19 protein-coding genes are annotated in these 22,165 nt (G+C 70.7%); 7 read left to right on the forward strand and 12 right to left on the reverse strand.

Translation table 11 applies throughout. The annotated features are described in order from the left end of the window. Nucleotides 1–143: 143 nt before the first annotated feature. Together ACQPXM_RS31160 and ACQPXM_RS31165 are read left to right on the forward strand one after the other, a co-directional pair. Nucleotides 144–1,487: a zinc-dependent metalloprotease gene (locus ACQPXM_RS31160; RefSeq protein ID WP_432940196.1), complete on the forward strand. Its 1,344-nt coding sequence runs from the start codon at nucleotides 144–146 to the stop codon at nucleotides 1,485–1,487. Next, nucleotides 1,484–2,014, forward strand: coding sequence for an NUDIX hydrolase (locus ACQPXM_RS31165; RefSeq protein ID WP_432940199.1), 531 nt, complete (start codon nucleotides 1,484–1,486; stop codon nucleotides 2,012–2,014). Before ACQPXM_RS31160 ends, ACQPXM_RS31165 begins: the two co-directional genes overlap by 4 nt. 255 nt (nucleotides 2,015–2,269) lie before the next feature. Here the strand turns inward: ACQPXM_RS31165 and ACQPXM_RS31170 are convergent, their stop codons facing one another. The 6 genes from ACQPXM_RS31170 to ACQPXM_RS31195 all read right to left on the reverse strand — a co-directional run bounded on the left by ACQPXM_RS31170 (nucleotide 2,270) and on the right by ACQPXM_RS31195 (nucleotide 9,354). After that, entirely contained in the window at nucleotides 2,270–2,884 is a 615-nt protein-coding gene (locus tag ACQPXM_RS31170; protein ID WP_432940202.1) for a DUF2064 domain-containing protein, read from the reverse strand. A 34-nt stretch (nucleotides 2,885–2,918) separates the two neighbouring features. Beyond that, nucleotides 2,919–4,595, reverse strand: a complete 1,677-nt coding sequence (locus tag ACQPXM_RS31175) for a helix-turn-helix domain-containing protein (RefSeq protein WP_432940205.1) — start codon at nucleotides 4,593–4,595, stop codon at nucleotides 2,919–2,921. A gap of 13 nt (nucleotides 4,596–4,608) precedes the next feature. Then, a complete protein-coding gene (locus ACQPXM_RS31180) occupies nucleotides 4,609–5,913 on the reverse strand; it encodes an MFS transporter (protein WP_432940208.1) in 1,305 nt (434 codons plus the stop codon). 10 nt (nucleotides 5,914–5,923) lie between these two features. After that, entirely contained in the window at nucleotides 5,924–6,661 is a 738-nt protein-coding gene (locus ACQPXM_RS31185; protein WP_432940211.1) for an SDR family NAD(P)-dependent oxidoreductase, read from the reverse strand. A 200-nt stretch (nucleotides 6,662–6,861) separates the two neighbouring features. Then, a complete protein-coding gene (locus ACQPXM_RS31190) occupies nucleotides 6,862–7,056 on the reverse strand; it encodes a hypothetical protein (RefSeq protein WP_432940214.1) in 195 nt (64 codons plus the stop codon). A 33-nt stretch (nucleotides 7,057–7,089) separates the two neighbouring features. Continuing rightward, nucleotides 7,090–9,354, reverse strand: coding sequence for a rhamnogalacturonan lyase (locus tag ACQPXM_RS31195; protein WP_432940217.1), 2,265 nt, complete (start codon nucleotides 9,352–9,354; stop codon nucleotides 7,090–7,092). Between the two features lie 166 nt (nucleotides 9,355–9,520). Here ACQPXM_RS31195 and ACQPXM_RS31200 point away from each other — a divergent pair, with 166 nt between their 5' ends. Next, complete coding sequence (locus ACQPXM_RS31200) at nucleotides 9,521–11,782, forward strand: FdhF/YdeP family oxidoreductase (protein WP_432940220.1); 2,262 nt, start codon at nucleotides 9,521–9,523, stop codon at nucleotides 11,780–11,782. Here the strand turns inward: ACQPXM_RS31200 and ACQPXM_RS31205 are convergent. Continuing rightward, nucleotides 11,751–12,926, reverse strand: a complete 1,176-nt coding sequence (locus ACQPXM_RS31205) for an MFS transporter (RefSeq protein ID WP_432940222.1) — start codon at nucleotides 12,924–12,926, stop codon at nucleotides 11,751–11,753. The genes ACQPXM_RS31200 and ACQPXM_RS31205 overlap by 32 nt on opposite strands. Nucleotides 12,927–13,032: 106 nt before the next feature. Between ACQPXM_RS31205 and ACQPXM_RS31210 the strand changes: the two genes are divergently transcribed. Further along, nucleotides 13,033–13,575, forward strand: coding sequence for a CGNR zinc finger domain-containing protein (locus ACQPXM_RS31210; protein ID WP_432940224.1), 543 nt, complete (start codon nucleotides 13,033–13,035; stop codon nucleotides 13,573–13,575). 94 nt (nucleotides 13,576–13,669) lie between these two features. On the opposite strand, the gene ACQPXM_RS31215 is transcribed toward ACQPXM_RS31210, so the two are convergent. Both ACQPXM_RS31215 and ACQPXM_RS31220 read right to left on the reverse strand, forming a co-directional pair. Next, nucleotides 13,670–15,889 carry an MMPL family transporter gene (locus tag ACQPXM_RS31215; RefSeq protein ID WP_432940226.1) on the reverse strand — a complete coding sequence of 740 codons (2,220 nt, stop codon included), beginning with the start codon at nucleotides 15,887–15,889 and terminating at the stop codon, nucleotides 13,670–13,672. 213 nt (nucleotides 15,890–16,102) lie between these two features. After that, a complete protein-coding gene (locus ACQPXM_RS31220; RefSeq protein WP_432940228.1) occupies nucleotides 16,103–16,639 on the reverse strand; it encodes a YgjP-like metallopeptidase domain-containing protein in 537 nt (178 codons plus the stop codon). 511 nt (nucleotides 16,640–17,150) lie between these two features. On the opposite strand from ACQPXM_RS31220, the gene ACQPXM_RS31225 reads away from it, so the two are divergent. Together ACQPXM_RS31225 and ACQPXM_RS31230 are read left to right on the forward strand one after the other, a co-directional pair. Further along, nucleotides 17,151–17,309 carry a DUF5679 domain-containing protein gene (locus ACQPXM_RS31225; RefSeq protein ID WP_012922897.1) on the forward strand — a complete coding sequence of 53 codons (159 nt, stop codon included), beginning with the start codon at nucleotides 17,151–17,153 and terminating at the stop codon, nucleotides 17,307–17,309. Between the two features lie 484 nt (nucleotides 17,310–17,793). Further along, a complete protein-coding gene (locus tag ACQPXM_RS31230) occupies nucleotides 17,794–19,113 on the forward strand; it encodes an ABC1 kinase family protein (protein WP_432940230.1) in 1,320 nt (439 codons plus the stop codon). Here the strand turns inward: ACQPXM_RS31230 and ACQPXM_RS31235 are convergent, their stop codons facing one another. Then, nucleotides 19,114–19,281, reverse strand: coding sequence for a hypothetical protein (locus tag ACQPXM_RS31235; RefSeq protein ID WP_432940233.1), 168 nt, complete (start codon nucleotides 19,279–19,281; stop codon nucleotides 19,114–19,116). 469 nt (nucleotides 19,282–19,750) lie between these two features. On the opposite strand from ACQPXM_RS31235, the gene ACQPXM_RS31240 reads away from it, so the two are divergent. Continuing rightward, nucleotides 19,751–20,278, forward strand: a complete 528-nt coding sequence (locus ACQPXM_RS31240; RefSeq protein ID WP_432940235.1) for an NUDIX hydrolase — start codon at nucleotides 19,751–19,753, stop codon at nucleotides 20,276–20,278. Between the two features lie 1,323 nt (nucleotides 20,279–21,601). Here the strand turns inward: ACQPXM_RS31240 and ACQPXM_RS31245 are convergent. Together ACQPXM_RS31245 and ACQPXM_RS31250 are read right to left on the reverse strand one after the other, a co-directional pair. Beyond that, entirely contained in the window at nucleotides 21,602–21,742 is a 141-nt protein-coding gene (locus tag ACQPXM_RS31245) for a hypothetical protein (protein ID WP_237771338.1), read from the reverse strand. 106 nt (nucleotides 21,743–21,848) lie between these two features. Further along, nucleotides 21,849–22,136 (reverse strand): WhiB family transcriptional regulator, encoded by a 288-nt coding sequence (locus ACQPXM_RS31250; RefSeq protein ID WP_077015568.1) that lies wholly within the window; start codon nucleotides 22,134–22,136, stop codon nucleotides 21,849–21,851. Between the last annotated feature and the right edge of the window lie 29 nt (nucleotides 22,137–22,165).

Genomic DNA, 22,165 nt, shown 5'->3' on the forward strand with positions numbered 1-22,165 from the left:
CCTTCCTCGCCTCCGGGATGTGCGCACAGTATTCCAGCATCCGCGCCCCGCGGACGGGCCGAACCGTTCGCCTGTGGAGGAACGGTAGCCCGCCACCGGTACGTTGGAGTCGTACGCCCCGTCTGCACAGGAAGGCCAACCCGATGAGCGACGAACCGGACAACCCGTTCAAGGGAACTCCGTTCGAGGCCATGTTCCAGCAGTTCTCCGGTGCGGCCGGCCAGGGCGGCACCCCTGACCTGAACGCGATCTTCGCCCAGGTCCAGCAGCTGCTCAGCGGCTCGACCGACGGCAAGCCGGTGAACTGGGACCTGGCCAAGGACATCGCCCGCAAGACCGTCGCCGCGAACGGCGACCGCTCGGTCACCCCGACCGACAACGACCGCGTGGCCGACGCCGTCCGGCTGGCCGAGCACTGGCTGGACCAGGCGACCACGCTGCCCGAGGCCTCCACCACGTCCGCGGCCTGGAGCCGTGCGGAGTGGGTGGAGAACACCCTGCCCACCTGGCAGACCGTGGTCGACCCGGTGGCCGAGCACGTCGCCGGCGCGATGGGCACGGCGCTGCCGCCTGAGGCGCAGCAGCTGGCCGGTCCGATGGCGGGCATGCTGCGCCAGCTCGGCGGCTCCGTCTTCGGCGCGCAGGTGGGCCAGGCGCTGGGTGAGCTGGCCGGTGAGGTCGTCAGCTCGTCCGACATCGGTCTCCCGCTCGGTCCGTCCGGCCAGGCTGTTCTACTGCCGGACAACGTGGCCAAGTTCGCCGAGGGCCTCGGAGTGACCGACGAGGACGTCCGGCTCTACCTGGCTCTGCGCGAGTGCGCCCACCAGCGGCTGTTCGCCGGTGCGCCGTGGCTGCGGCAGCACCTGTTCTCCCACGTCGCGGACTACGCGGCCGGGATCCAGGTGGACACCGGCAAGATCGAGTCCGCGATGTCCGAGGTCGACATGCAGAACCCGGAGGCCCTGCAGTCCGCGCTGGCCGGTGGGCTGTTCGAGCCCGAGGACTCCGAGCAGCAGAAGGCCGCGCTGATCCGGCTGGAGACCGCGCTCGCGCTGGTCGAGGGCTGGGTCGACGACGTCGTCCGGGAAGCCACCAAGGACCGGATGCCCGCGGCTGTTCAGCTGGCTGAGACCGTACGCCGCCGGCGCGCGGCGGGTGGTCCGGCCGAGCAGACCTTCGCGACGCTGGTCGGTCTGCAGCTGCGGCCGCGCCGGCTGCGCGACGCGGCGAACCTGTGGGCCGCGGTCCGGGACGCCCGGGGTGCTGACGGCCGGGACGAGCTCTGGTCGCACCCGGACCTCCTGCCCGGTACGGCGGACCTGGACGACCCGATCGGCTTCGCCCGGCACTCCGGTGAGATGTCCGACCTGGACATCTCCGACTTCCTGGACCAGACCGACGGCGACGCGCCGAAGGATGCCGACGGCAAAGACACGGGCAACGACACCGGCCAGGACACCGGCACGGACGGCGACGGGGAGAAGTGACGCTGCACGCCGACGCCACCGCCGTACTGACTGGCTGGACTCCCCCGGACGCGGAACAGGCCGCGCTCCGGGAGCACTACTTGCGCCATCTGGCCGAGCACCCGGACGGCATGTGGCGCAGCAGCCGGCCGGAGCACATCACCGCGTCGGCGCTGGTCGTCGACGCGGGCCAGGAGCGCGTGCTGCTCACCCTGCACCGCCTGGTCGGCGCCTGGCTGCAGCTCGGCGGGCACTGCGAGCCGGGCGACACCACGCTCGCCGGTGCCGCGCTCCGGGAGGCGACCGAGGAGTCCGGTCTGACCGACCTGAAGATCGATCCCGAACCGCTGCAGCTGTCCCGGCACTTACTCGAAGCCGGTGGCTGCAAGGGCGCTTACCACCTGGACGTGCAGTTCCTGGTGACGGCGACGGCGGGCACGGACTACGTGGTCAGCGAGGAGTCGCACGACCTGGCGTGGTTCGGCGTCGACGCGCTGCCGGCCGATCTGGACGCGACGGTCGCCGCGCTGGTGGGACGACTCGGCTGAGGACCGCTGCGGCGGCCCCCCGGCCGCTGCTGTACGCGGGTGTGCGGGCCGGTCCCTGTGATCCGGCCCGCACACGTCTGTCCGGGGTCCGTCGCTCCCCCCTTCCCTGACCACCGCCGGTCGCACCGCCCCTGAACGGCACCGACGGGCTGGCCAGTCGCGGCGAACAGCCCTGGCGGACACCCCCATGTCCCCGCTGACTGGAGAAACGAGCCAGCGGCAAGAAGGTGATGGGTCAGGTTCCGGAAAAGTGAACTATCTTCCGCGCAGCAGCGCCCGGGTGGCGTCCCAGCCTTCGAGGCCCGGATCGAGCCGGGCCAGATCGGCGTTCGAGCGGAGCCGGTGCCAGCCGGGTCCCAGGGCGACGGCGTGGCGGCGGGGCTTGAGGTCTTCGAGCGTGGCCAGCGGTGTGTCGAAGGACGGCGCCGCCGCGGCGACCCAGGGCGCGACCGGCAGGCGGACGCCGACCGCGGCGAGCGTGCCGTCCTCCGCCGGGGTCACCGCGATGTCCGCCGACGACAGCGCCCTGAACAGCTTGCCGATCAGCAGCCCAGGCAGATCCGGTACGTCGTGACTGACGGCTACCACCGCCGCAGCCGCTCCGGCCTTGGCGACCGCGTCGAGCACCGGCCGCTCGGCGTCCACGGCGTAGACCGGTGTCCCGGGCCAGGTGAGCGCGGCGACCTCGGCGACGGCATCGTCGTCTCCACCGGCCACCGCGACGGCGACCTCCACGAGGTCCAGCGCGGCCAGCACCTCATACGTGTCCTCGGCCAGCGCGAGTCGCCAGGCGTCGGGTTCCCGGCCAGGCGGTGCCCAGGTGCCGGCCGCCGGTACCACCAGCACGACCACTCGGCGATCAATCGTCATGCGGACACCTCACCACATCACTCGCGAAAGGCCGTCAGGTCATCGGGTCGTGCAGGGCACGCAGCAGTCGGAGGGCGACCTGGATGTCGAGCGCCTTCTCTGGGTGCTGCCAGCCGGGGCCGAGCAGGGCGGTGACCCGGTCGAGTCGCTGTTGCACGGTGTTGGGGTGGATGTGCAGGGCGGTGGCGGCCCGGGTCGGGCTCTGTCCGGCGGCGAAGTAGGCGTCGAGGGTGCCGACCAGGTCGGTGCCCCGCTGGGAGTCGTAGTCGGTGACAGGCCCGAGTACGTGCGCGACGTGCGCCTTGACGTCCACCTCGGGGGCGCCGACCAGCCCGGCGACTCCCAGGTCGTCCGGTGTGGCTGCCTGACCTGATCTGCCGAGCCGGAGCATCGTCGTCACCAGGCGGATCGCCTGCTGATGCGCCTCGACCAGCGGCTCGCCCCAGCGCGCCGGGCCGGTCACTCCGATCGCCAGACCGCACCGGCGCGCCACTTCGGTCAGTGCCCGAGCGGCGGAGACAGGGTCCGGCAGGGCGAGGAGCAGCACGAGGTCACCGGCGTACGGGCCGACCAGGACGAGGCGCTCCTGCAGCGGAGCCGACAAGCGAGCCAGTACGCCGGTGTGGTCGCCCCGGCACACCGCCACGACCAACTGAGCCGGCAGGCGACGCGTGGAGTCGAGCAGCCGGATCCGGTCGGCCAGTGCGCGCGGATCGGCGTTGCCACTCAGGGCGTCGGACAGGATGTCGGCCTGAGCCCGCTGCGACTGCTCGGCGGCCTGGCGACGGAACAGCAGCACCAAGGCCGTGACGACGGCTGCCCGCTCCACGATCCGCTGGTCGGCAGCGGACAGCTCGGCCACTCCCCCGATCACCAGAGCACCGAGCCGCTCGCCCTTGGCTGTGGCGGCGACCATCCAGCACTCCCCGGCGCGGACCAGCCGCCCCGAGTCCGACGCCGCGGCCGCCTTGCCGGCCAGATCGCGGTCGACCTCACCGGCCGCCGCAAGTTCGTTGCCCAGTGCATCGAACAGCACGACCCAGACACCCAGCAGCTCGGCCAGCGCCGCGGCGATCGCGTCGACGTCGCCACCGGACAGGACGATCTCGGCGAAGCGGTCGTGCGCGGCCGCCGCGTGCTCGACACCGGCATGGGCCTCTGACAGCTGCTCCAAAGCCGCCGCGGTCTCGGCCGCCGCCCGGACCTGCACGATGGTCACCGCCGCCAGCGCGGCCAGCGAGCCGAGCAGCGACACCTCGGTCGGGCTGAACGGCCGCGCGGTGCGGTTGGAGGCGAACAGCACGCCGACGAACGCGCCGTCCACGATCAGCGGCGTACCGAGGATCGCCACCAGGCCTTCCTCGCCGACCGCGTTGTCGATCGGGCTGGTGTGCCGGAACCGGTGGTCGCTGGGGTAGTCGGTGGTCCAGTAGGGCTTGTGGGTCTTGGCGACCAGGCCGCCGAGACCCGCGCCCAGCGGCAGCCGGAGCTGCTGGAAGGCGGCCGAGACCGAGCCGTCGGTGGCCCGCATGTAGGTGTCACCGCGCGAGGCGTCGTACAGGGTGAGGTAGGCGACGTCGGTGCCGATCAGGGTGCGGGCGCGGTGCACGATCGTGTTCAGGACGCGGCCGGGGTCGCGGGCCGACGCCAGCTCGAGAGCGATGTCCACCAGAGCGGTCAGCTCGGCTTCACGCTTCCGGCCGGCGTCCATGCCCACCCCTTTCTCAGACTTGTGCGAGGTCCCGCTTGCTGGTCTCGCCGTAGCTGGTGACCGCGATCAGCGAGATCACCGAACACACTGCCACGTAGATGGAGATCGCGTAGCCCGAGTCGTACGCCTTGAGCAGCGCGACCGCGATGAACGGCGCCAGCCCGCCGGCGACGATCGAGGCCAGCTGGTAGCCGACCGAGACCCCGGAGTACCGGACCCGGGTGCCGAACAGCTCGGTGAAGAACGATGCCTGCGGCCCGTACATCGCACCGTGCAGGATCAGGCCGACGGTCACCGCCAGCGTGGCCAGCGCGAAGTTCTTGGTGTCCACGAAGGCGATGAACACGAACGCCCAGATCCCGACCCCGGCCGCGCCGAACAGGTACACCGGCTTGCGGCCGACCTTGTCCGACAGCGCACCCCACAGCGGGATCGCGCAGAAGTGGATCGCCGCCGCGATCAGCACGGCGTTCAGCGCGAACGACTTGCCCAGGCCCAGGTGTTCCTTGGCGTAGGTCGCGATCACGATCGTGAAGATGTAGTAGCTGACGTTCTCGGCCATCCGGGCGCCCATCGCGGTCAGGATCTCGCGCGGGTACTTGGTGATCACCTCGACGAACGGAATCCGCTCGCCCGGCTCCTGCTTGGCGCGGGCCTGCTTGAACAGCGGCGACTCCTCGATCCGCAGCCGCACCCACAGCCCGACGAACACCAGGACGGCCGACAGCAGGAACGGGATCCGCCAGCCCCACGAGTCGAACGCCGCGTCGCTCTGGAAGGCCGCGAGCCCCGCCAGTACGCCGTTCGCGAGCAGCTGCCCGGCGGGCGCACCCGCCTGCGGCCACGACGCCCAGAAGCCGCGCCGGGCCGGATCGCCGTGCTCGGACACGATCAGCACCGCACCGCCCCACTCGCCGCCGAGCGCGAAGCCCTGGATCAGCCGCAGCACGGTGAGCAGGATCGGGGCCAGCGCACCGACCTGCGCGTACGTCGGCAGCAGGCCGATCGCGAAGGTGGCCAGACCCATCATCAGCAAGGACAGCACCAGGAGGTTCTTGCGTCCGATCCGGTCGCCGAAGTGACCGAAGACCACGCCGCCGATCGGCCGGGCGAAGAAGCCGACCGCGAAGGTGGCGAAGCTGAGCAGGGTCCCGGTGAGCTCTTCGCCCTTGGGGAAGAACAGGTCGCCGAACACGACCGACGCGGCGACGCCGTACAGGAAGAAGTCGTACCACTCGACGGTGGTGCCGACCAGGCTGGCACCGACCACCCGGGCGATCGGGGTCCGCTTCTGGACCGGTTCTGTGGACGTGGACATGCAGGGCTCCTTAATGGGCGGTCCAGCCGCCGTCGAGGACGAACGAGCTCCCCGTGAGTGAGGCCGAGGCCGGACCGCAGAGCAGCGCGACCAGCTCGGCGACCTCGGCCGGCTCGATCAGCCGCTTGACCGCGACCGGTTCGAGCAGGATCTTGTCCAGCACCTCCGCCTCGGACAGGCCGTGCAGGGCGGCCTGGTCGGCGAGCTGGGCAGTGACCAACGGAGTCCGGACGTACGCCGGGTTGACGCAGTTGCTGGTGACGCCGTGCGCGGCGCCCTCGAGCGCGACGACCTTGCTGAGGCCTTCGAGGCCGTGCTTGGCCGCGACGTACGCCGCCTTGAACGGGCTGGCCCGCAGGCCGTGCACCGAGCTGATGTTGACCACCCGGCCCCAGCCCCGGCCGTACATGTGCGGCAGGGTCTGGCGGATCAGCCGGAACGGCGACTCGAGCATGAGCCGCAGGATGTAGCCGAACCGCTCCGGCGGGAACTGCTCGACCGGAGCGACCAGCTGGACGCCGGCGTTGTTCACCAGCACGTCGACGTCAGTCGGCAGGTCGGCCAGCCGGTCCAGGTCGGCCAGATCGGCCTGCACGGCCTCGATACCGTCGCCGGCCACCGCCGCCAGGCCGTCGGCGTCGTAGTCGACCGCGACGACGTGAAAACCCTCGGCGACGAGCCGGTGGGCGCAGGCGGCGCCGATCCCGGAGGCTGCGCCGGTGACGAGGGCACGACGTGGTCCGGTCACGGGGCCTCCCGTCCTGGACTGAGGAGTGGAGGGAGCGAAGCGACCGGAGCGACGAGGGAAGGACGGGAGTTGAAGCCCCGTGACCCGCCGAGCCGGAGGCGAGGCATCAAGAGAGTCATGGCGGAGACTCTAGGAATCCGGGCAGCGCTCAACCATGGGCTGGCCGCACACAACTGCGCGGCGAGAGATGTGCCGTGCGGCTACTTGGCAACGATCACGGCGTAGGCGAGGAACAGGCCGACCATCGCGACCACCACGATGGCGATGACCGCCAGCCACACGTACGCCGACCGCTCACGCTTCGGCGGGTCGTCGTCGCGGTGCGGCGGGTTCACCGACTCGTCCTGCCCGGCGCGGGTGGGGTCCGGCAGTGGGTCCATCGGCGTGCTGTTCATCGCCAGGCAGTACCCACTGCCGCACCCCCGCACTCACCGCACCAACGGCACCCGCGCCCAGTCCAGGTCGGAGGCGAGCGAGAAGCCGGTGTACGACGGCTGGTTGTACGCCGTCTGCTGCCGCGCCACCTCGACGCGGTACTGCGGGTCGTGCATCAGCGTGTAGAGCTTGCGATCCGTGCGCTCGGTGCTCAGGTAGATCCGGATCGCGCTGCTGTCCGCCGTACGCAGCAAGAGCTCTTCGCGCCAGTCGCCGAAGATGTCCGCGACCAGCGACGGGTTCCCTTTGGTGCCGTTGTTGGTGAGCGTGCCGGTCGCGGTGAGCAGAGTGCCGCGCCGCCAGTCCTTGACGGTCGGAGTGACGGTGCCGGCGCCGTCCACGATCTGTGTGGTCATGTCGGCGGCCCAGCGGATGCTCTGGTTGGTGCCGGGCATCGCAGTGCCGAGCGGGTCGCCGTCCGCCGTACGGAGGCGCGTTGCCCAGGTCTCCAGCCCCGGGTGCTCGGGCAGGATGTCGCCGACCATGCCGCGGCCCGTGTCGCGACCGGAGTACTCGCCGTAGAGCACCTCACCGGTCCGGGCGTCCCGCAGCGCGTACCCGTACGGCGCGGAGGTGGCCCCTTCGTGCACCGTGAAGATCTCCTTGCCCGGCCGCTGCGGGTCGATGTCGGTCACGTGCATGGCGTCGCCGTGCCCGAGCCGCGCGACCGCTCCGGGGTTCGCACTGCCCGGTGGCAGCACGTCCTTCGAGCTGTAGAGCACGCTGCCATCGTCGTCGATGGTCGCCGAGCCGTAGACGATCTCCTGCCGGCCGTCGTCGTCCACGTCGGAGGCACTGAGCGAGTGGAAGCCCTGCGTGGTGATCGACCCGTACGTCGGATCGGTGCCGTCGCGGCCGTGTGGACTGTCGTTGAACGGATTGCTCATCGGCGTCCAGCCGCTGTCGATCGCCCAGCCCTTGGTGATCCGGTGCCCGTTCCACCCGTACGTCGCCAGCGTCGTACGGGTGTAGTAGCCGCGGGCGAAGACGGCCGACGGGTGCTTGCCGTCCAGGTAGGCCACTCCGGCCAGGAAGCGGTCGACCCGGTTGCCCGGCTCGATCCGGGCCATCGCGTAGTCACCCCAGCGGAGCCCGTCGTCGGTCCGGCCGGGCTCGTAGCGGATGGTCTGGAGTTCCTTGCCGTCGGAGCCGCGGAAGAGGGTTAGGTACTCCGGTCCACTGAGGATGAAGCCCTCGAAGGCGCGCAGCTGGTTCCTGGCGCTGCGGGCCGGGGCGTAGACGTCCATGAAGTGGTCGACGAGCGCACTGGCGTCTGCACGTGACAGCGGATAGCTGTACTGGTTCGCAATGCCGAACGCGGCCTCGAGCGTGGCAGGCCACTGACCGCTCTTCACCTCCGGCTGCTCGTGCCACTGGAGGAACAGGTCGACCAGGTGGTCGTAGTAGCCGGCCTTGCTGACCCGGTAGTCGTCCTGGTGGCTGTAGCCCGCTCGGCGATCCGCCGCGGGCATGGTGATGTACCGCTGTGACTTCACCGCGCCGGACCGGTCGTAGGTGATCACCTTGGTGCCAGGTGCCGTCTTGAGCATCGTCTCGGACCGACCGTCGCCGTCGAAGTCGTAGACGAGGAACTGGGTGTAGTGGGCGCCGGCCCGGATGTTCACGCCCAGGTCGAGCCGGTGCAGCAACGTGCCGTCGGTCTCGTAGGTGTCGACGTACACGTTGCCGGTGTAGCCAACCTGCGACACGTCCTTGGCGTTCGACGGGTTCCAGATCACGACGTACTCGTACTGGCCGTCGCCGTCCACGTCGCCGACGCTCAGGTCGTTGGCGGCGTAGGTGTAGGCCTCACCGGCCGGGGTGACACCGTCAGCCGGCTTGCGCAGCGGCAGGTCGTGATAGCCGTTGGTCCAGGGCGTGACCGTGGCGCTGCGGTCCCGCTCCCGGCCGTTGACGAGTGAGACGACCCGGTAGCGGGAGGTCTGGCTACCGCTCGGGTCGACGTAGTTGGTGCTGTCGGTGACGGTGGCGATCCGCCGGCCGTCGCGGTAGACGGCGAAGTCGGTGCCGGTCAGGCCCTGGGCGGAGTGGCCGGTCGCCTCCGGGCCGAGCAACCGCCAGCTGAGGAAGACTCCCTCGCTGGTGGTCGTGGCGACCAGTCCGCGGTCGAGCTTCTCCAGCTGCGGCGTTGAATGACTCAGCTCGGGCGGGGCACCGGTGGCCTGGGTCGCTGGGACGGCCAGCGCCAGGGTGGTCAGGAGGACGGCGGCTGTTCGCCATCGGAGGGTAGAAAGCATGCGCGGTTCCTCGGAGACGTGGGCGGCAAACGCTTTCCATCGCACGCTAGACAGCCCGGCGAGCACCTGTCGAGAGATCTGTCCGCTATCGGCCGTCATCTGACCGCAACCGCGGCGACGGCTATCACCGGCAGTCGTTCTCATCGAAGAGATTTATGGTTGAACCATGGTCGACATCGAACAGCCGAAGAAGAAGGCGGCCGGCGTTCCGGCCGTGCTCTCGTCGTTCAAGTTCGGGTTCCGCGAGATGGGCCCGGCGCGGACCGGCAAGGTTTTCCTGAAGATGAACCAGGACGGCGGCTTCGACTGCCCGTCCTGCGCCTGGCCGGACCCCGACCACAAACGCAAGCACGCGGCGGAGTTCTGCGAGAACGGCGCCAAGGCGGTGGCCTGGGAGGCGACCCGCAAGAAGATCCCGCGGGCCTTCTTCGCCGAGCACTCGATCGACGATCTGTTCCGGATCTCGGAGTTCGAGCTGGGCAAGCTCGGCCGGATCACCGAGCCGATGCTGCTGCGGGCCGGCGCCGACCACTACGAGCCGGTCGGCTGGGACGAGGCCTTGCACGTAGTCGCCCGGCACCTGCGCGCCCTCGACGACCCGAACGACGCCGTCTTCTACACCTCAGGCCGGACCAGCAACGAAGCCGCCTTCCTCTACCAGTTGCTGGTCCGCGCGTACGGGACGAACAACCTGCCGGACTGCTCGAACATGTGCCACGAGTCCTCCGGTACGGCGCTGACCCGCGTGATCGGCAGCGGCAAGGGTGCGGTCACGCTGGAGATGCTCGAGCAGGCCGAGCTGATCGTCGTGGTCGGCCAGAACCCGGGCACCAACGCGCCCCGGATGCTCAGCCACCTGGAGATCGCCAAGAAGCGCGGCGCCGACATCGTCTCGGTGAACCCGCTGCCCGAGCCCGGCCTGATGAACTTCAAGAACCCGCAGCGCCCGTCGGGCTGGGTCGGCAAGGGCACCACGCTGGCCGACCAGCACCTGCAGATCCGGATCGGCGGCGACCAGGCGTTGTTCCTTGCCGTCGGCCACCTTCTGCTGGAAGCCGAGGCGGCAGCGCCGGGAACCGTGCTGGACAAGGACTTCATCGAGCGGCACACCAGCGGGTACGACCTGTACGCCAAGCACAACGCCGAGCTCGACTGGCCGGCCGTGGAGTTGGCCACCGGCCTGACCCGGACCGAGATCGAGGAGTTCACCCAGCGGTTCCTGAAGTCGAAGGCCACGGTGATCTGCTGGGCGATGGGCCTCACCCAGCACCGCGAGGCGGTTGCCACGATCACCGAGATCGTCAACGTGTTGCTGCTGCAGGGCAACATCGGCAAGCCCGGCGCTGGCCCGTGCCCGGTGCGCGGCCACTCGAACGTGCAGGGCGACCGCAGCATGGGCATCTGGGAGCAGATGCCGGCCAAGTTCCACGACAAGCTGGACGCCGAGTTCGCGTTCACGTCGCCGCGCGAGCACGGAGTCGACGCAGCCCAGACCGTGCAGCGACTGCGGAACAACGATGTCCGGGTGTTCTTCGCGATGGGCGGCAACTTCGCGATGGCCACCCCGGACACTGACGTCGTCCATCGCGGGCTGCGGGCGTGCGACTTGACCGTGCACGTGTCGACCAAGCTCAACCGTTCGCACACGGTCACCGGCAAGGAGGCGCTGATCCTGCCGACGCTGGGCCGGACCGATCACGACCGGACCGTGCTCGGCCCGCAGTCGGTGACAGTGGAGGACTCTCAGGGGGCCGTCCATCTGTCGACCGGCAACCTGGTGCCGCCGTCGCCGGACCTCAAGTCCGAGGTCGGCATCATCTGCGCGCTCGCCGAACTGCTGGTGCCGGACGTCGGGCAGATCCCGTGGGCCGACTTCGCCAAGGACTACAGCCTGATCCGGCAGCGGATCGGCCGGGTCTGCGACGGCTACGAGGACTTCGAGGAACGGCTCCGGGCCAACGAAGGCGGCTTCCTGCTCGCGCACGCCGCCCGGGACCACCGCGAGTTCCACACCTCCGACGCGCGGGCGCAGTTCAGCGCCAACGACCTGACCTGGCTGCCGACCGAGCCCGGACGCCTGTTGCTGCAGACTATGCGCAGCCACGACCAGTTCAACACCACGATCTACGGCCTCGAGGACCGCTACCGCGGCGTCCACGGGACGCGTGAGGTGGTTTTCGTGAACCCGGCCGACCTGGCCGAGCTCGGCCTGACCGACGGCCAGTACGTCGACATCGTCAGCGAGTTCGCCGGTGTCGAGCGCAGGGCTCCGCGCTTCCGGCTGGTGTCGTATCCGACCGCGCGCGGCTGCGTCGCGGCGTACTACCCGGAGACCAATGTCCTGATGGCGGCCGACGACGTCGCCAAGGGCAGCAACACCCCGGTCGCCAAGGGCCTCACGGTCCGGCTGGAGCCAGTCGCTTCCTGAACCACGGCTGGAGCAGAGCCAGCGCCGCGGCCACCGCGGCGCTGGTCAGCCACAGTCCTTCGGCGCCGAACGACCCCAGGAGCTGGGTCACCGTCAGCGGCGCGACGGTCGTCGCAACGCCCCAGCTCAGGCCGAAGACCGCCAGGTAGCGGCCGCGGCCGTGCTCGGGAGCCAGACTGGACGCCTGGGTGAGGTAGCGCGTCAGCAGGAACAGATCACCCAGGCTCCACAGCACCGTGGCGAGCAGGAACACGGCCAGGCTGTGCCCGAAGGCCGTGACGACCAGGCCGGCGGCGAGCAAGCCGTAGCCGATGGCGATCGACCGGAAGTCGTCGAGCTGCTTCACGCGCAGCAAACGCTGGGCGAGGATCAGGGTGACTGCCGACACCGCGAGGATGAAGCCGGTCCCCGACTCCGGCAGGCCGTGCTCGAGCAGGGTGAGCGGGAGACCGATGATCACCTGCATGTAGAGCGTGGCGAAGACCGTGCCACTGAGGAGCAGTAGCAGCAGTCGGCGGTCTCTCCACACTGCGACCCGCGCTACGTCTGCCCGCTCGCGTCGTACGTCGAGTGGGAGCGCGACAGCCACGAGGACAGCGCAGGCCAAGCAGGTGACGGCGTCCGCGGCGAACAGCCAGCGCAGGTCCCAGTTGCTGACCGCGGCCGCAAGCAGCCCAGCCAGTACGCCGGCCGCCGCCATCGCCGCGCCGAGCAATCCGTACGCCGCCGGGCGGTCGGCGGGCTCGGTGACGTCGGCGATCGTCGCCTGGCTGGGCGGCTCGTAGATCTCGAACGCCAGGCCGAGCAGCACGGTCGCGAACACCGCGGACCAGAGCGTCGAGCTCAGCGCGATCCAGGTCTGAGCGGCGGCGCAGCCCGTCAGACCGAGCACGATCGTGCGGCGACGACCGAGGCGATCGGCGAGGTAGCCGCCGAGCAAGCGGGACGGGATCGTGGCCGCGCCGAAGACGGCCAAGATCAGGCCGGTCTGGCCGAGTGTCGCGCCGAATTCGACGGTGAGCACGACGCCGAGGAACGGCAGCGTGAACGCGCCGATCCGGTTGACCGCCCGGGCGGCGACCAGGATCCAGACCGCCGGGGACAGTCCGCGCCACGGTCCGGCCAGGGTGCTTGTTGTGCTCATCGCCGACTCCATGACTGTCTAAACGGGTATGGTCGGTCACGCGAGTTCGACCCTACGGAGGAGTGCCGTGACTGGTCAAGTGTCTTTTGATAGTCATACCCGGAACGTGCTGGCGGCCTCCGTCGAGTACGTGAACCGGCTGACGCCCGGCCACTCCGGCGGCGTACCGTTCGACGGGCCGGCAGACGAGGCGCAAGCCGTCATGGACGCGCTGGAGGCGATCGGCTATCCGCGACCGTCGGTCCGGGCGGCCGACGCGCGGCGGCTCGCGGTGCTGGCGGGACGGATGCGGATCGTCTTCGAGGCGGCTCACTCGGGGGATCTCGACCGGGCGGCCGAGGAGATCAACTCGCTGCTGCTCGACACCAACGCTCGGCCGCAATTGGACCGCCGGGACAAGGGCTGGAGCCTGCACTTCCACGGTCCGGACGACGGGCTCGTCAACGGTTGGGCCGCGGGGTGCGCGGCGGGTTTGGCGCTCGCGGTGGGCAGCGATCTGGCGGGTCGGCTGGGTGTGTGCGCGGCGCCGCTGTGCGACCGGGTGTTCGTCGATGTCTCGCGCAACGGTCAGCGCCGGTTCTGCTCGCCGCAGTGCCAGAGCCGGGTCAAGGCGGCCGCGCACCGGGCCCGCCAGTCCCCGACTGATTGAGACTCTGCCCCCACGTGACAAGGCACTGTCCCCACGTCGCTCGTGGGGACAGTGCCTCCTTCTCTCTTCAGGTCAGCTGACTTCTCTCATCAGATCAGCCGACCGGGGTCAGCTCACGCTCCTCCTCCGGTGCCTGGGTGACCGCGTGCTTCGGCGGCGTGCGCCGCATCCACTTCGGGGCCCACCAGTTCGCGTCGCCCAGCAGCGTCATCACGCTCGGCAGGACCACCGCGCGGATGATCGTCGCGTCGATCAGGATCGCGACGGCCAGGCCGACGCCGAGCTGCTTCATGTCCAGCGTGCTCAGCGTCGCGAAGACCGCGAACACCCCGATCATCACCGCCGCCGCACTCGTCACCACACCCGCCGAGCCGGTGATGCCCTCGGCCACCGCCTGCTTGGTCGGCACCCCGCGCAGCACCGCTTCGCGGATCCGGCTCACCACGAACACGTGGTAGTCCATCGACAGCCCGAACAGCACCACGAAGAGGAACAACGGCAGCCAGGACACGACCGCGCCGTTCGAGCGGAAGTCCAGCAACCCCTCGGCCCAGGTGTTCTGGAACACCGCCGTGACCACCCCGTACGCCGCGCCGGCGCTGAGCAGGTTCAGCAGGATCGCGGTCACCGCGACCACCACCGAGCGGAACGTCACGATCATCACGACCATCGTCAGCAGCAGCACGAACCCGATCACCAGCGGCAGCTTCGACCGGGTGTGCGCCGCGTAGTCCACGTCCGCGGCGACGAACCCGCCGACCGCGTGCTCGACGCCCGGCACCTTGCCGACCGTCTGCGGGATCAGCTCGTTGCGCAGCTTGGCCAGCGAGTCACGCGCCTGGTCGCTGCCACCCTCGTACGGCGTGGCGACCTCGACGACGGTGACCGTGCCGTCCTTCGACACCCGCGGCTTCTCGAGCCCGTCCTCGGCGTACAGCGAGTCGCCCTGGGTCCGCTTGGCCAGCTCGGTGAGAGCCGCCTGGACGGCGGGCTGCTGGTCGGCCGGCGCCTTGATGGCGACCTCGTGGCTGGTGCCCGTGCTGGGGAAGGCCGCGGTCAGCCGGTCGTAGGCCTGCATCACCGCGGTGTCGCGCGGCAGGTCCTCGGTGCCGGGGAACTTCAGCGTCATGCCGAGCGCCGGGGAGGCGACCGCGAGCAGCGCGACGACCGAGACCATCAGCGTCGCGACCGGGTGCTTGAGCGCCGGCTTCAGAACGGCGGGCCAGAACCGCGGCGCCGATGTCCGGGCCGTGAGGCGCCACAGCAGCGGGATCCGCGGGCGGTCGACCCAGCGGCCGAGCTTGGCCAGCACCGCCGGCAGCACGGTCAGCGAACCCGCGACGGCGACCGCGACGACCAGGATCGAGCCGACCGCGAAGGACGAGAACACCGCGTCCTGGGCCAGGAACAGCCCGGCCATCGAGATGATCACCGCCGTACCGGACACCACGACGGCGTGACCCGAGGTGGCCGCGGCGATCTCGACCGCGTCGACGTGGCCGCGGCCCTTGGCGCGTTCCTCACGTTCCCGGCGCAGGTAGAACAACGAGTAGTCGACGCCGACCGCCATGCCGATCAGCAGGATCACGCTGTTCACCGCGTCGACCGCGGGGACGAACTGCGAGGCGGCCGCGGCGAGCCCGATCGCGGCGGCGACCGCGGACAGCGCGAGCAGCAGCGGTACGGCGGCCGCGATCAGCGCGCCGAAGGCGACCAGCAGGATCGCCAGCGTGATCGGCAGGCTGAACATCTCGGCCCGCTTGAAGTCCTCGCCGAGCGTCTCGTTCAGCGCCTTGCCGATCGACTCGCCACCGACCTGCTCGACCCTGAGTCCCGGGTACTCCTGCTGGACCTTGGCGGTCGTGTCGAGCAGCGGCTGGACCCGGTTCTCGTCGTCGCCGTCGGTCAGCTCGACCCGGACGATCAGGGCGTCCTTGTTCGGCGCGAGGATCGGCTGGGCGACGTCCGCGACCCCACCGAGGGCGCGCATCCGCTCCGTCACGACCTTGGCGACCTGGTTGGCCTCGGCCTGGTTCAAGCTGCCCGACGTCGGCGTGATCAGCACACTCTCCACGTCGGGGTCGTCGAAGTTGCCGGACTTCACGATGTCGTCGGCCCGGGTCACCTCGCCGATGTCGCCCTCGTTGGTCGACTCCTTGGTCCCGGTCATGCTGCCGAGCGCGAAGCACGCGACCACCACCGCGACCCACAGCGCGATCGCCCGCCACGGGTGTGTGGCGCTCCAGCGCGCTGCCCGGACCGTCAGCGGCCCCCTCGATCTGCGTTCGGCCCGGCTTGTTGTCTGGCCAGTCATCTGGCTTCCCTGCCCCTCTGCGCCCCTGGCGCACCGCTGCCAGCGGGGCCCCTCCGCCACCGCTGCGATGCCCATCAGCCTGGCGGTCGGCAGGGGGTGACCACCATGCAGGAGACCACCGAGTTCACCCTGGGGTAAGCCCCACCCCACCCCTGGGGAAAACCACACCCGACCCCATGCACGGGTCTTTCCGTACGCCGTACGGAAAGGCCGTCAGAACTCGTCGAGCGTGAGGTTCGCGGCGGCGGAGACACCCTCGAGGAAGCCCTCGGCGCGCTCGGCCTTGGGGAAGCGGTGGACCAGCTCCCAGAACGCCGCGTTGTGCGACGGCTCGATCAGATGGGCGAGCTCGTGGACCAGGACGTAGTCGACGACCCAGGCCGGCATCGACTGCAAACGGGTGGACAGACGGATCGATCGGTCCGCCGGAGTGCAGGAACCCCACCGTCTGTTTTGGTTCGAAACCCAGCGGACCGACGCAGGTTCGGGCACCTCCGGGAGGTGGCGACACGCGAGATCGTGTGCTCTGGCCAACAATTTTTCGTCCGACACGCGAGACCGGCTGCGCTGCCGATCGAGCCGCTGGAGCATGGTCTCGACCCAGCGCGCCTCCTCCGCCGCGGACAGCCGGTCGGGCATCAGCACGACCACCCGCTCGCCGTCGCGATAGGCGCTCACGGTCCGCTTACGCCGCTTGCTGCGCCGGATGTCGACGTACGGCGGGATCGGGCGCGGTGGAGAGTCGGCCATGAGGCAAACCGTAGCGCCCGAATCCGGCGACTTTCTTGCGTCCACATCCTGTGCACAGACGTTTTCGCAGGTCAGACGGGTTTTCGCGGGTTCGTGAACAGATCTTGTTCACACCCTGTTCCCCCGCCCGTCCACAGCGCTCGTCGGCGCGCCCCACAGGTTGCCCACAGAGTTATCCACAGGGGTGGACAACGCGGTCTTGCCAGCGGGACGCCCGGCTTCTAGCGTCGGGTCCAGCAGGCTCCCGGATCGCTTCCGGGGCCACTCGGAGGGGAAGCCGGGTGGTTCCGAAGGCGGACTCCCGGGAGCCTGTTCCGTGCCGGGAGCAATCTCGGAAAGGGGTTTCCACGCGGCACGCGGACCGGGAGGTGCGCTTGAGCCACGCTCAGCCTGCCGTAGGGTGATTCCCGACTGGGCCGAACGGCCTACGGCAGGACGGTCTGCCGTTAGCATCCACGACGGCCTGGGGCTGCAAGCCCCGGCTGGTATTTAGAGCAAGGAGAGGGCCCTCATGGCAGAGACCTGGAGCGGCGAGTTCTACTGCGTCAAGTGCAAGGCCAAGCGCACCGCCGACGGCGAGGTCAAGGTCAACGACAAGGGCACGCGCATGGCCAAGGCCAAGTGCCCCGAGTGCGGTACGAACCTGAACCGGATCCTCGGCAAGGCCTGACGCACCAAGTCGTAGGGGCGGCGACCCGGCTTCGGCCGGGTCACCGCCCCTCCGTCGTTCCCGCGCCGGTACGCCCCCGGACCGACGGCCAGTGCGCCCGCACACACGACGGCACGTCCAGGGCGCCCGGTACGACGGCCGTCCGGGCACCGGTACGACGGCCATGCCCCACCCGCCCGACGGCCCATGCCCCACCCGCCCGACGGCCCATCCGGCGCCCGTCCGACGGCCCATGCCCCACCCGCCCGACGGCCCATCCGGCGCCCGTCCGACGGCCCATGCCCCACCCGCCCGACGGCCCATCCGGCGCCCGTCCGACGGCCCATGCTCCACCCGTCCGACGCCCCCGGCGCACACCGGACGCCGTACCCGGCCGCCGCACCCCGGACGCTCGGGCCCGCCCGGCCGCGACCGCCTCGACACATCCCGGGACGCGCCGGACCCCGGCGCGACCCGGGTTTGCGTCGACCGACAGAATGGGAGCGTGTCCGACCTCCCCCGCAAGGCGCTCAGCCGCACCGCGAAGCTGGCCAGCCTGCCGCTCGGTGCCGCCGGGCGCGCGACGGTCGGGCTCGGCAAGCGGATCGGTGGTGCGCCGGCCGAGGCGGTGATGGCCGAGTTCCAGCGCCGGACGGCCGAGCAGCTGTTCTCCGTCCTGGGTGAGCTCAAGGGCGGCGCGATGAAGTTCGGGCAGATGCTGAGCCTGATGGAGTCCGCGATGCCCGAGGAGCTCGCGGCGCCGTACCGGGCCACGTTGACCAAGCTGCAGGACTCCGCCCCGCCGATGCCGGCCGCGACCGTCGACAAGATCCTGTCCGACGAGCTGGGCAAGCGCTGGCGCAGCCGGTTCTCCGAGTTCGACGACAAGCCGGCCGCCGCCGCGTCGATCGGGCAGGTGCATCGCGGGGTGCTCAAGGACGGCCGCGAGGTCGCGGTGAAGCTGCAGTACCCGGGCGCCGCGGAGGCGCTGCGGGCCGACTTGCGCCAGCTCGGCCGGTTCGGCCGGACCTTCGGCACGCTGGTCCCCGGCCTGGACATCAAGCCGCTGATCGCCGAGCTGCAGGAGCGGATCGGCGAGGAGCTCGACTACGACCGCGAGGCCCAGGCCCAGCAGCAGTACGCCGACGCGTTCAAGGGCCATCCGGAGTTCGTCGTACCGCGGGTGGTGAAGCACTCCCCCACCGTCATCGTGTCGGAGTGGATCGAGGGCAAGCCGCTGTCCGGCGTGATCGCGAACGGAACCAAGGCCGAGCGCGACGAGCTCGGCCTGAAGTACGTCCGGTTCATGTTCAGCGGGCCGCGGCTGGCCGGGTTGCTGCACTCCGACCCGCATCCGGGCAACTTCCGCGTGCTCGAGGACGGGCGGCTGGGCGTGGTCGACTTCGGGCTGTGCGCGCGACTCCCCGATGGACTGCCGCCGGCGATCGGGCGGCTGCTGCGGATCTCGCTGGAGGGCGACGGCGAACAGGTGCTGGCCGGGCTGCGGGCCGAGGGTTTCGTCAAGCCGCGGATGGAGATCGACCCGCAGCAACTGATGGACTACCTGGCGCCGTTCGCGGAGCCGGCTCGGGCGGAGACGTTCCAGTTCAGCCGCGCCTGGATGCGCGAACAGGCAAACCGCACCGGCGACTTCCGCTCCCCCAACGCCTCCCTGGCGCTGCGGCTCAACCTGCCCCCGTCGTACCTGCTGATCCATCGCGTGTGGATCGGCGGGATCGCGGTGCTGTCCCAACTCGAGGCCGAGGCACCGTTCCGCGAGGTGCTTGAGGAGTTCCTGCCGGGATTCACGGACGACGCGCCCTAGCTACCACCAGGCGCTGTCGAGCTTGCTCTCGATGCTGCGGACGTTCTCCCGGGCACAGCGGTCGCAGTAGACGAGCTTGCGCCCCTTCTCCACCGAGGTGACCCAGGTCAGCGGCAGATCCTCACTCGGCGCCGGTGTCCCGCACCGCGCGCAGGTCGGGTTGCTCATACGACCCATTCTGCACACGCGACCACGCCCGCCGCGACGAGTTGTCCTTGCGGCTTCACGAGGTTCCCCACCGGCAACTGCGCCTCGACGCCAGCCGTCCGACACCTCGGACGCCCACCCCGTGGCTCGAACCCACACCCCGAACCTCAACCACCACGTTGTGCACCGTTCAGCCACCCCGTGGCGTCCTTGAGTACCGCCCAGCCGAACTTCGAGGTCTGGAGTGACTGGCCGGTGCACAAGGTGGCGGTCAGAGGCGGGAAGCGGCTTGCTGCGTGTACGGCGGGCACGCGAATCCTCCGCCGACATCGAAGACGGCAAGCGGCTCGCTGCCTGTAGGACGGGCACGCGGATCCGGCGCGGAGGTTGGTCGGATGCTGAAGCTAGAGCGCACGGATCGGCGTTCCGCGGCACGGCGCGTCGCGGGGCATGCGGTGACCGTGGCCTCACGATCGAGTACGACTAGGGCATGCGGTGGCACATCCATGCGGAGACCGAGGCCTGGGGCAATCCCTGGCTCAGCGTGCGCAGGCTCGACGTCGAGCAGCCTGACGGGCAGCGGATCGACTATCACGCGGTGCGGCTGAAGCATGTCGCGGCGGCGGTCGTGACCGATGACGACGAACGGGTGCTGCTGATGTGGCGGCACCGGTTTCTGACCGACCGGTGGGCCTGGGAGCTGCCGATGGGGTTGATCGAGCCCGGCGAGTCACCGGCCGAGGCGGCGGCGCGGGAAGTTGAGGAGGAGACGGGCTGGCGACCGGGTGAGCTGCGCGAGCTCGTGTACTCCGAACCCGCGGCCGGGATCATGGACTCCATGCACCACGTCTTCCGGGCGACATCGGCGGTGCGGATCGGCGAGCCGACCGAGCTGAACGAGTCCGACCGGATCGAATGGATCCCGCTGGCCGACGTACCGGGGCTGATCCGCCGGCGCGAGATCGTGAGTGGGATCAGCCTGGTAGGTCTGCAGCAGGCGCTGCTCGAAGGACTCTGAAGACGATCGGGACTCCAACTGGGTCCTCGGGCCGAACCGGGGACTCGCAGCCCGGCGCCCGCCGCCGGCTGCGGGCCGCGAGCAACCGGCGGCTGCACCGAGGGCCGACCGGCCGGGGCCGGCGCGGGGATTCGCGCCCAGACGCTGCGCGCGGACCGGGAACACGATGGGCCAGCAGCGCGAGCTGACCGGGGCCGCACGCGGCCAGCGGCTGCTCCGAGGCCGGCCGGGCCGGCGCGGGGATCGGCGCCCAGACGCTGCGCGCGACTGGGTACGCGGTGGGCCAGCAGCGCGAGCTGGCCGAGGGCCGCACGCCGCAAGCGGCTGCTCCGAGGCCGGCCCGGCCCGGCGGAGGCGGCGGAGGCAGCGGGGGCGGCAGGGCGGCCGGCCGAGAGGGGTGATGGCGGTCGGCCCGCAGGGGTGGTCGACCCGCTGGCAGCGGTCGGCCGGAGCGAGCGGTCGGCCGGAGCGGGCGGTCGGCCGGAGCGGGCGGTCGGCACGCAGGGGGCGGTCGGCACGCAGGGGTGGTCGGCACGCGGGGTGGTCGACCCGCAGAGGGCGTTCGGCCGGAGCGGAGCGGTCGACCCGCAGGCGGTCGGCCGGAGCGGTCGACCCGCCGGCAGTGGGCGGTCGGCGCGCAGGGGGTGGTCGACCCGCAGGCGGCGGTCGGCAGGAGCGGGGCAGTCGGCATGCAAGGGGCCGGTCGACCCGCAGGCGGTCGGCCGGAGCGCGGCCGGTCGGCACGCGGGAGGCGGTCGGCACGCAGGCGGCGGTCGACCCGCAGGCGGCGGTCGGCCCGAAGCGGGGGTGGGCGACCCGCAGGCGGCGGTCGGCAGGAGCGGGCGGTCGGCACGCAGGGGGCCGGTCGACCCGCAGGCGGTGGTCGGCCCGGAGCGAGGCAGCCCGCGCGCAGAGGCGCCGAACAGGTGCCGCCACCCGGTCGGTTGCCGACGCGCAGCTGACCCGCGCCTGGCCAAACCAGGTGGAGATCGTGGTCACCGAGCGGGTGCGGTCGTAGTGGTCACCGACGGCCAGCGATCGGCGCCGATCCGCTCGACCGGCTGCTCGGCCGGGAACGCGCCGAGGGGCGGCATCCTGTGGATGCCGCCCCTCGGGCTGCAGCTTCGCTGGTCTGGGCCCCTGCTCCGAGACCGCGGACAGCTGCTGGTCGGGCTGACGCGACGTAGTGGAGATCTGCTCCGGTCGCGTCAGCCGGTTGTGCTGGGCGCGCCGACCGGGTGCCTCAGGGGCACTCGGGCGGCGCGTCCGGGGCGCCGGCCGGCCGGACCTGTGGTCCGGCCGGTGGATCGGCGTCCGGGTGGATCAGACCAGCCGGGCGAGGGTGAGGCGCGCTTTTGCGCTGGCCCTCTCCGCGCGACGGGTGGCCCGCTCGGCCTGCTTCTGCGCCCGGGCGAACTGCGTCGCGAGGCGGAAGCGCCGGTTCTGCTCGGCGTCGATCAGCAAGGACTGACAGTGAGCTCGGGCGAGATCTTCTTGAAGTAAGTTCATTTGAGTGCTCCTGTGAGTGCGGTTCGGGTTCATGGCTCGAGTCTCGATTCGGATGGGCGGATCAGGCAGCGGTCACGGTGTCGCTCTTGCGGGGACGTCCACGGGGACGCTTGCGCGGCACCACCACTCCCTGGACGAACAGCTGGCCTCCCCACACCCCCCAGGGCTCGGCGCGCTCCAGCGCTCCGGCCAGGCATTCGGCCTGCAACGGGCAGGTCGTGCAGAGAGACTTCGCGTACTCGACGTCCGACGGGGACTCTGCGAAGAAAAGTTCTGGCGCGTAGGACCGACAGGGCAGGTCCTGTGACGCGGCCACCTCGGTGAATGCGTCGAGGAAGCTCACGCTCATTCCGGTCACCTCCTAGTGACTGTCTTGCT

This window comes from Kribbella sp. CA-253562 (assembly GCF_050942265.1).
Lineage (GTDB): Bacteria > Actinomycetota > Actinomycetes > Propionibacteriales > Kribbellaceae > Kribbella.

What these genes read in the sequence shown, in the direction of transcription:
- ACQPXM_RS31240 (WP_432940235.1), top strand. Translation starts at nt 19,751, where the DNA reads ATGCGGTGGCACATCCATGCGGAGACCGAGGCCTGGGGCAATCCCTGG.
- ACQPXM_RS31235 (WP_432940233.1), bottom strand. Translation starts at nt 19,281, where the DNA reads ATGAGCAACCCGACCTGCGCGCGGTGCGGGACACCGGCGCCGAGTGAG.
- ACQPXM_RS31215 (WP_432940226.1), bottom strand. Translation starts at nt 15,889, where the DNA reads ATGACTGGCCAGACAACAAGCCGGGCCGAACGCAGATCGAGGGGGCCG.
- ACQPXM_RS31205 (WP_432940222.1), bottom strand. Translation starts at nt 12,926, where the DNA reads ATGAGCACAACAAGCACCCTGGCCGGACCGTGGCGCGGACTGTCCCCG.
- ACQPXM_RS31160 (WP_432940196.1), top strand. Translation starts at nt 144, where the DNA reads ATGAGCGACGAACCGGACAACCCGTTCAAGGGAACTCCGTTCGAGGCC.
- ACQPXM_RS31220 (WP_432940228.1), bottom strand. Translation starts at nt 16,639, where the DNA reads ATGGCCGACTCTCCACCGCGCCCGATCCCGCCGTACGTCGACATCCGG.
- ACQPXM_RS31170 (WP_432940202.1), bottom strand. Translation starts at nt 2,884, where the DNA reads ATGACGATTGATCGCCGAGTGGTCGTGCTGGTGGTACCGGCGGCCGGC.
- ACQPXM_RS31225 (WP_012922897.1), top strand. Translation starts at nt 17,151, where the DNA reads ATGGCAGAGACCTGGAGCGGCGAGTTCTACTGCGTCAAGTGCAAGGCC.
- ACQPXM_RS31195 (WP_432940217.1), bottom strand. Translation starts at nt 9,354, where the DNA reads ATGCTTTCTACCCTCCGATGGCGAACAGCCGCCGTCCTCCTGACCACC.
- ACQPXM_RS31200 (WP_432940220.1), top strand. Translation starts at nt 9,521, where the DNA reads ATGGTCGACATCGAACAGCCGAAGAAGAAGGCGGCCGGCGTTCCGGCC.
- ACQPXM_RS31190 (WP_432940214.1), bottom strand. Translation starts at nt 7,056, where the DNA reads ATGAACAGCACGCCGATGGACCCACTGCCGGACCCCACCCGCGCCGGG.
- ACQPXM_RS31250 (WP_077015568.1), bottom strand. Translation starts at nt 22,136, where the DNA reads ATGAGCGTGAGCTTCCTCGACGCATTCACCGAGGTGGCCGCGTCACAG.
- ACQPXM_RS31175 (WP_432940205.1), bottom strand. Translation starts at nt 4,595, where the DNA reads ATGGACGCCGGCCGGAAGCGTGAAGCCGAGCTGACCGCTCTGGTGGAC.
- ACQPXM_RS31180 (WP_432940208.1), bottom strand. Translation starts at nt 5,913, where the DNA reads ATGTCCACGTCCACAGAACCGGTCCAGAAGCGGACCCCGATCGCCCGG.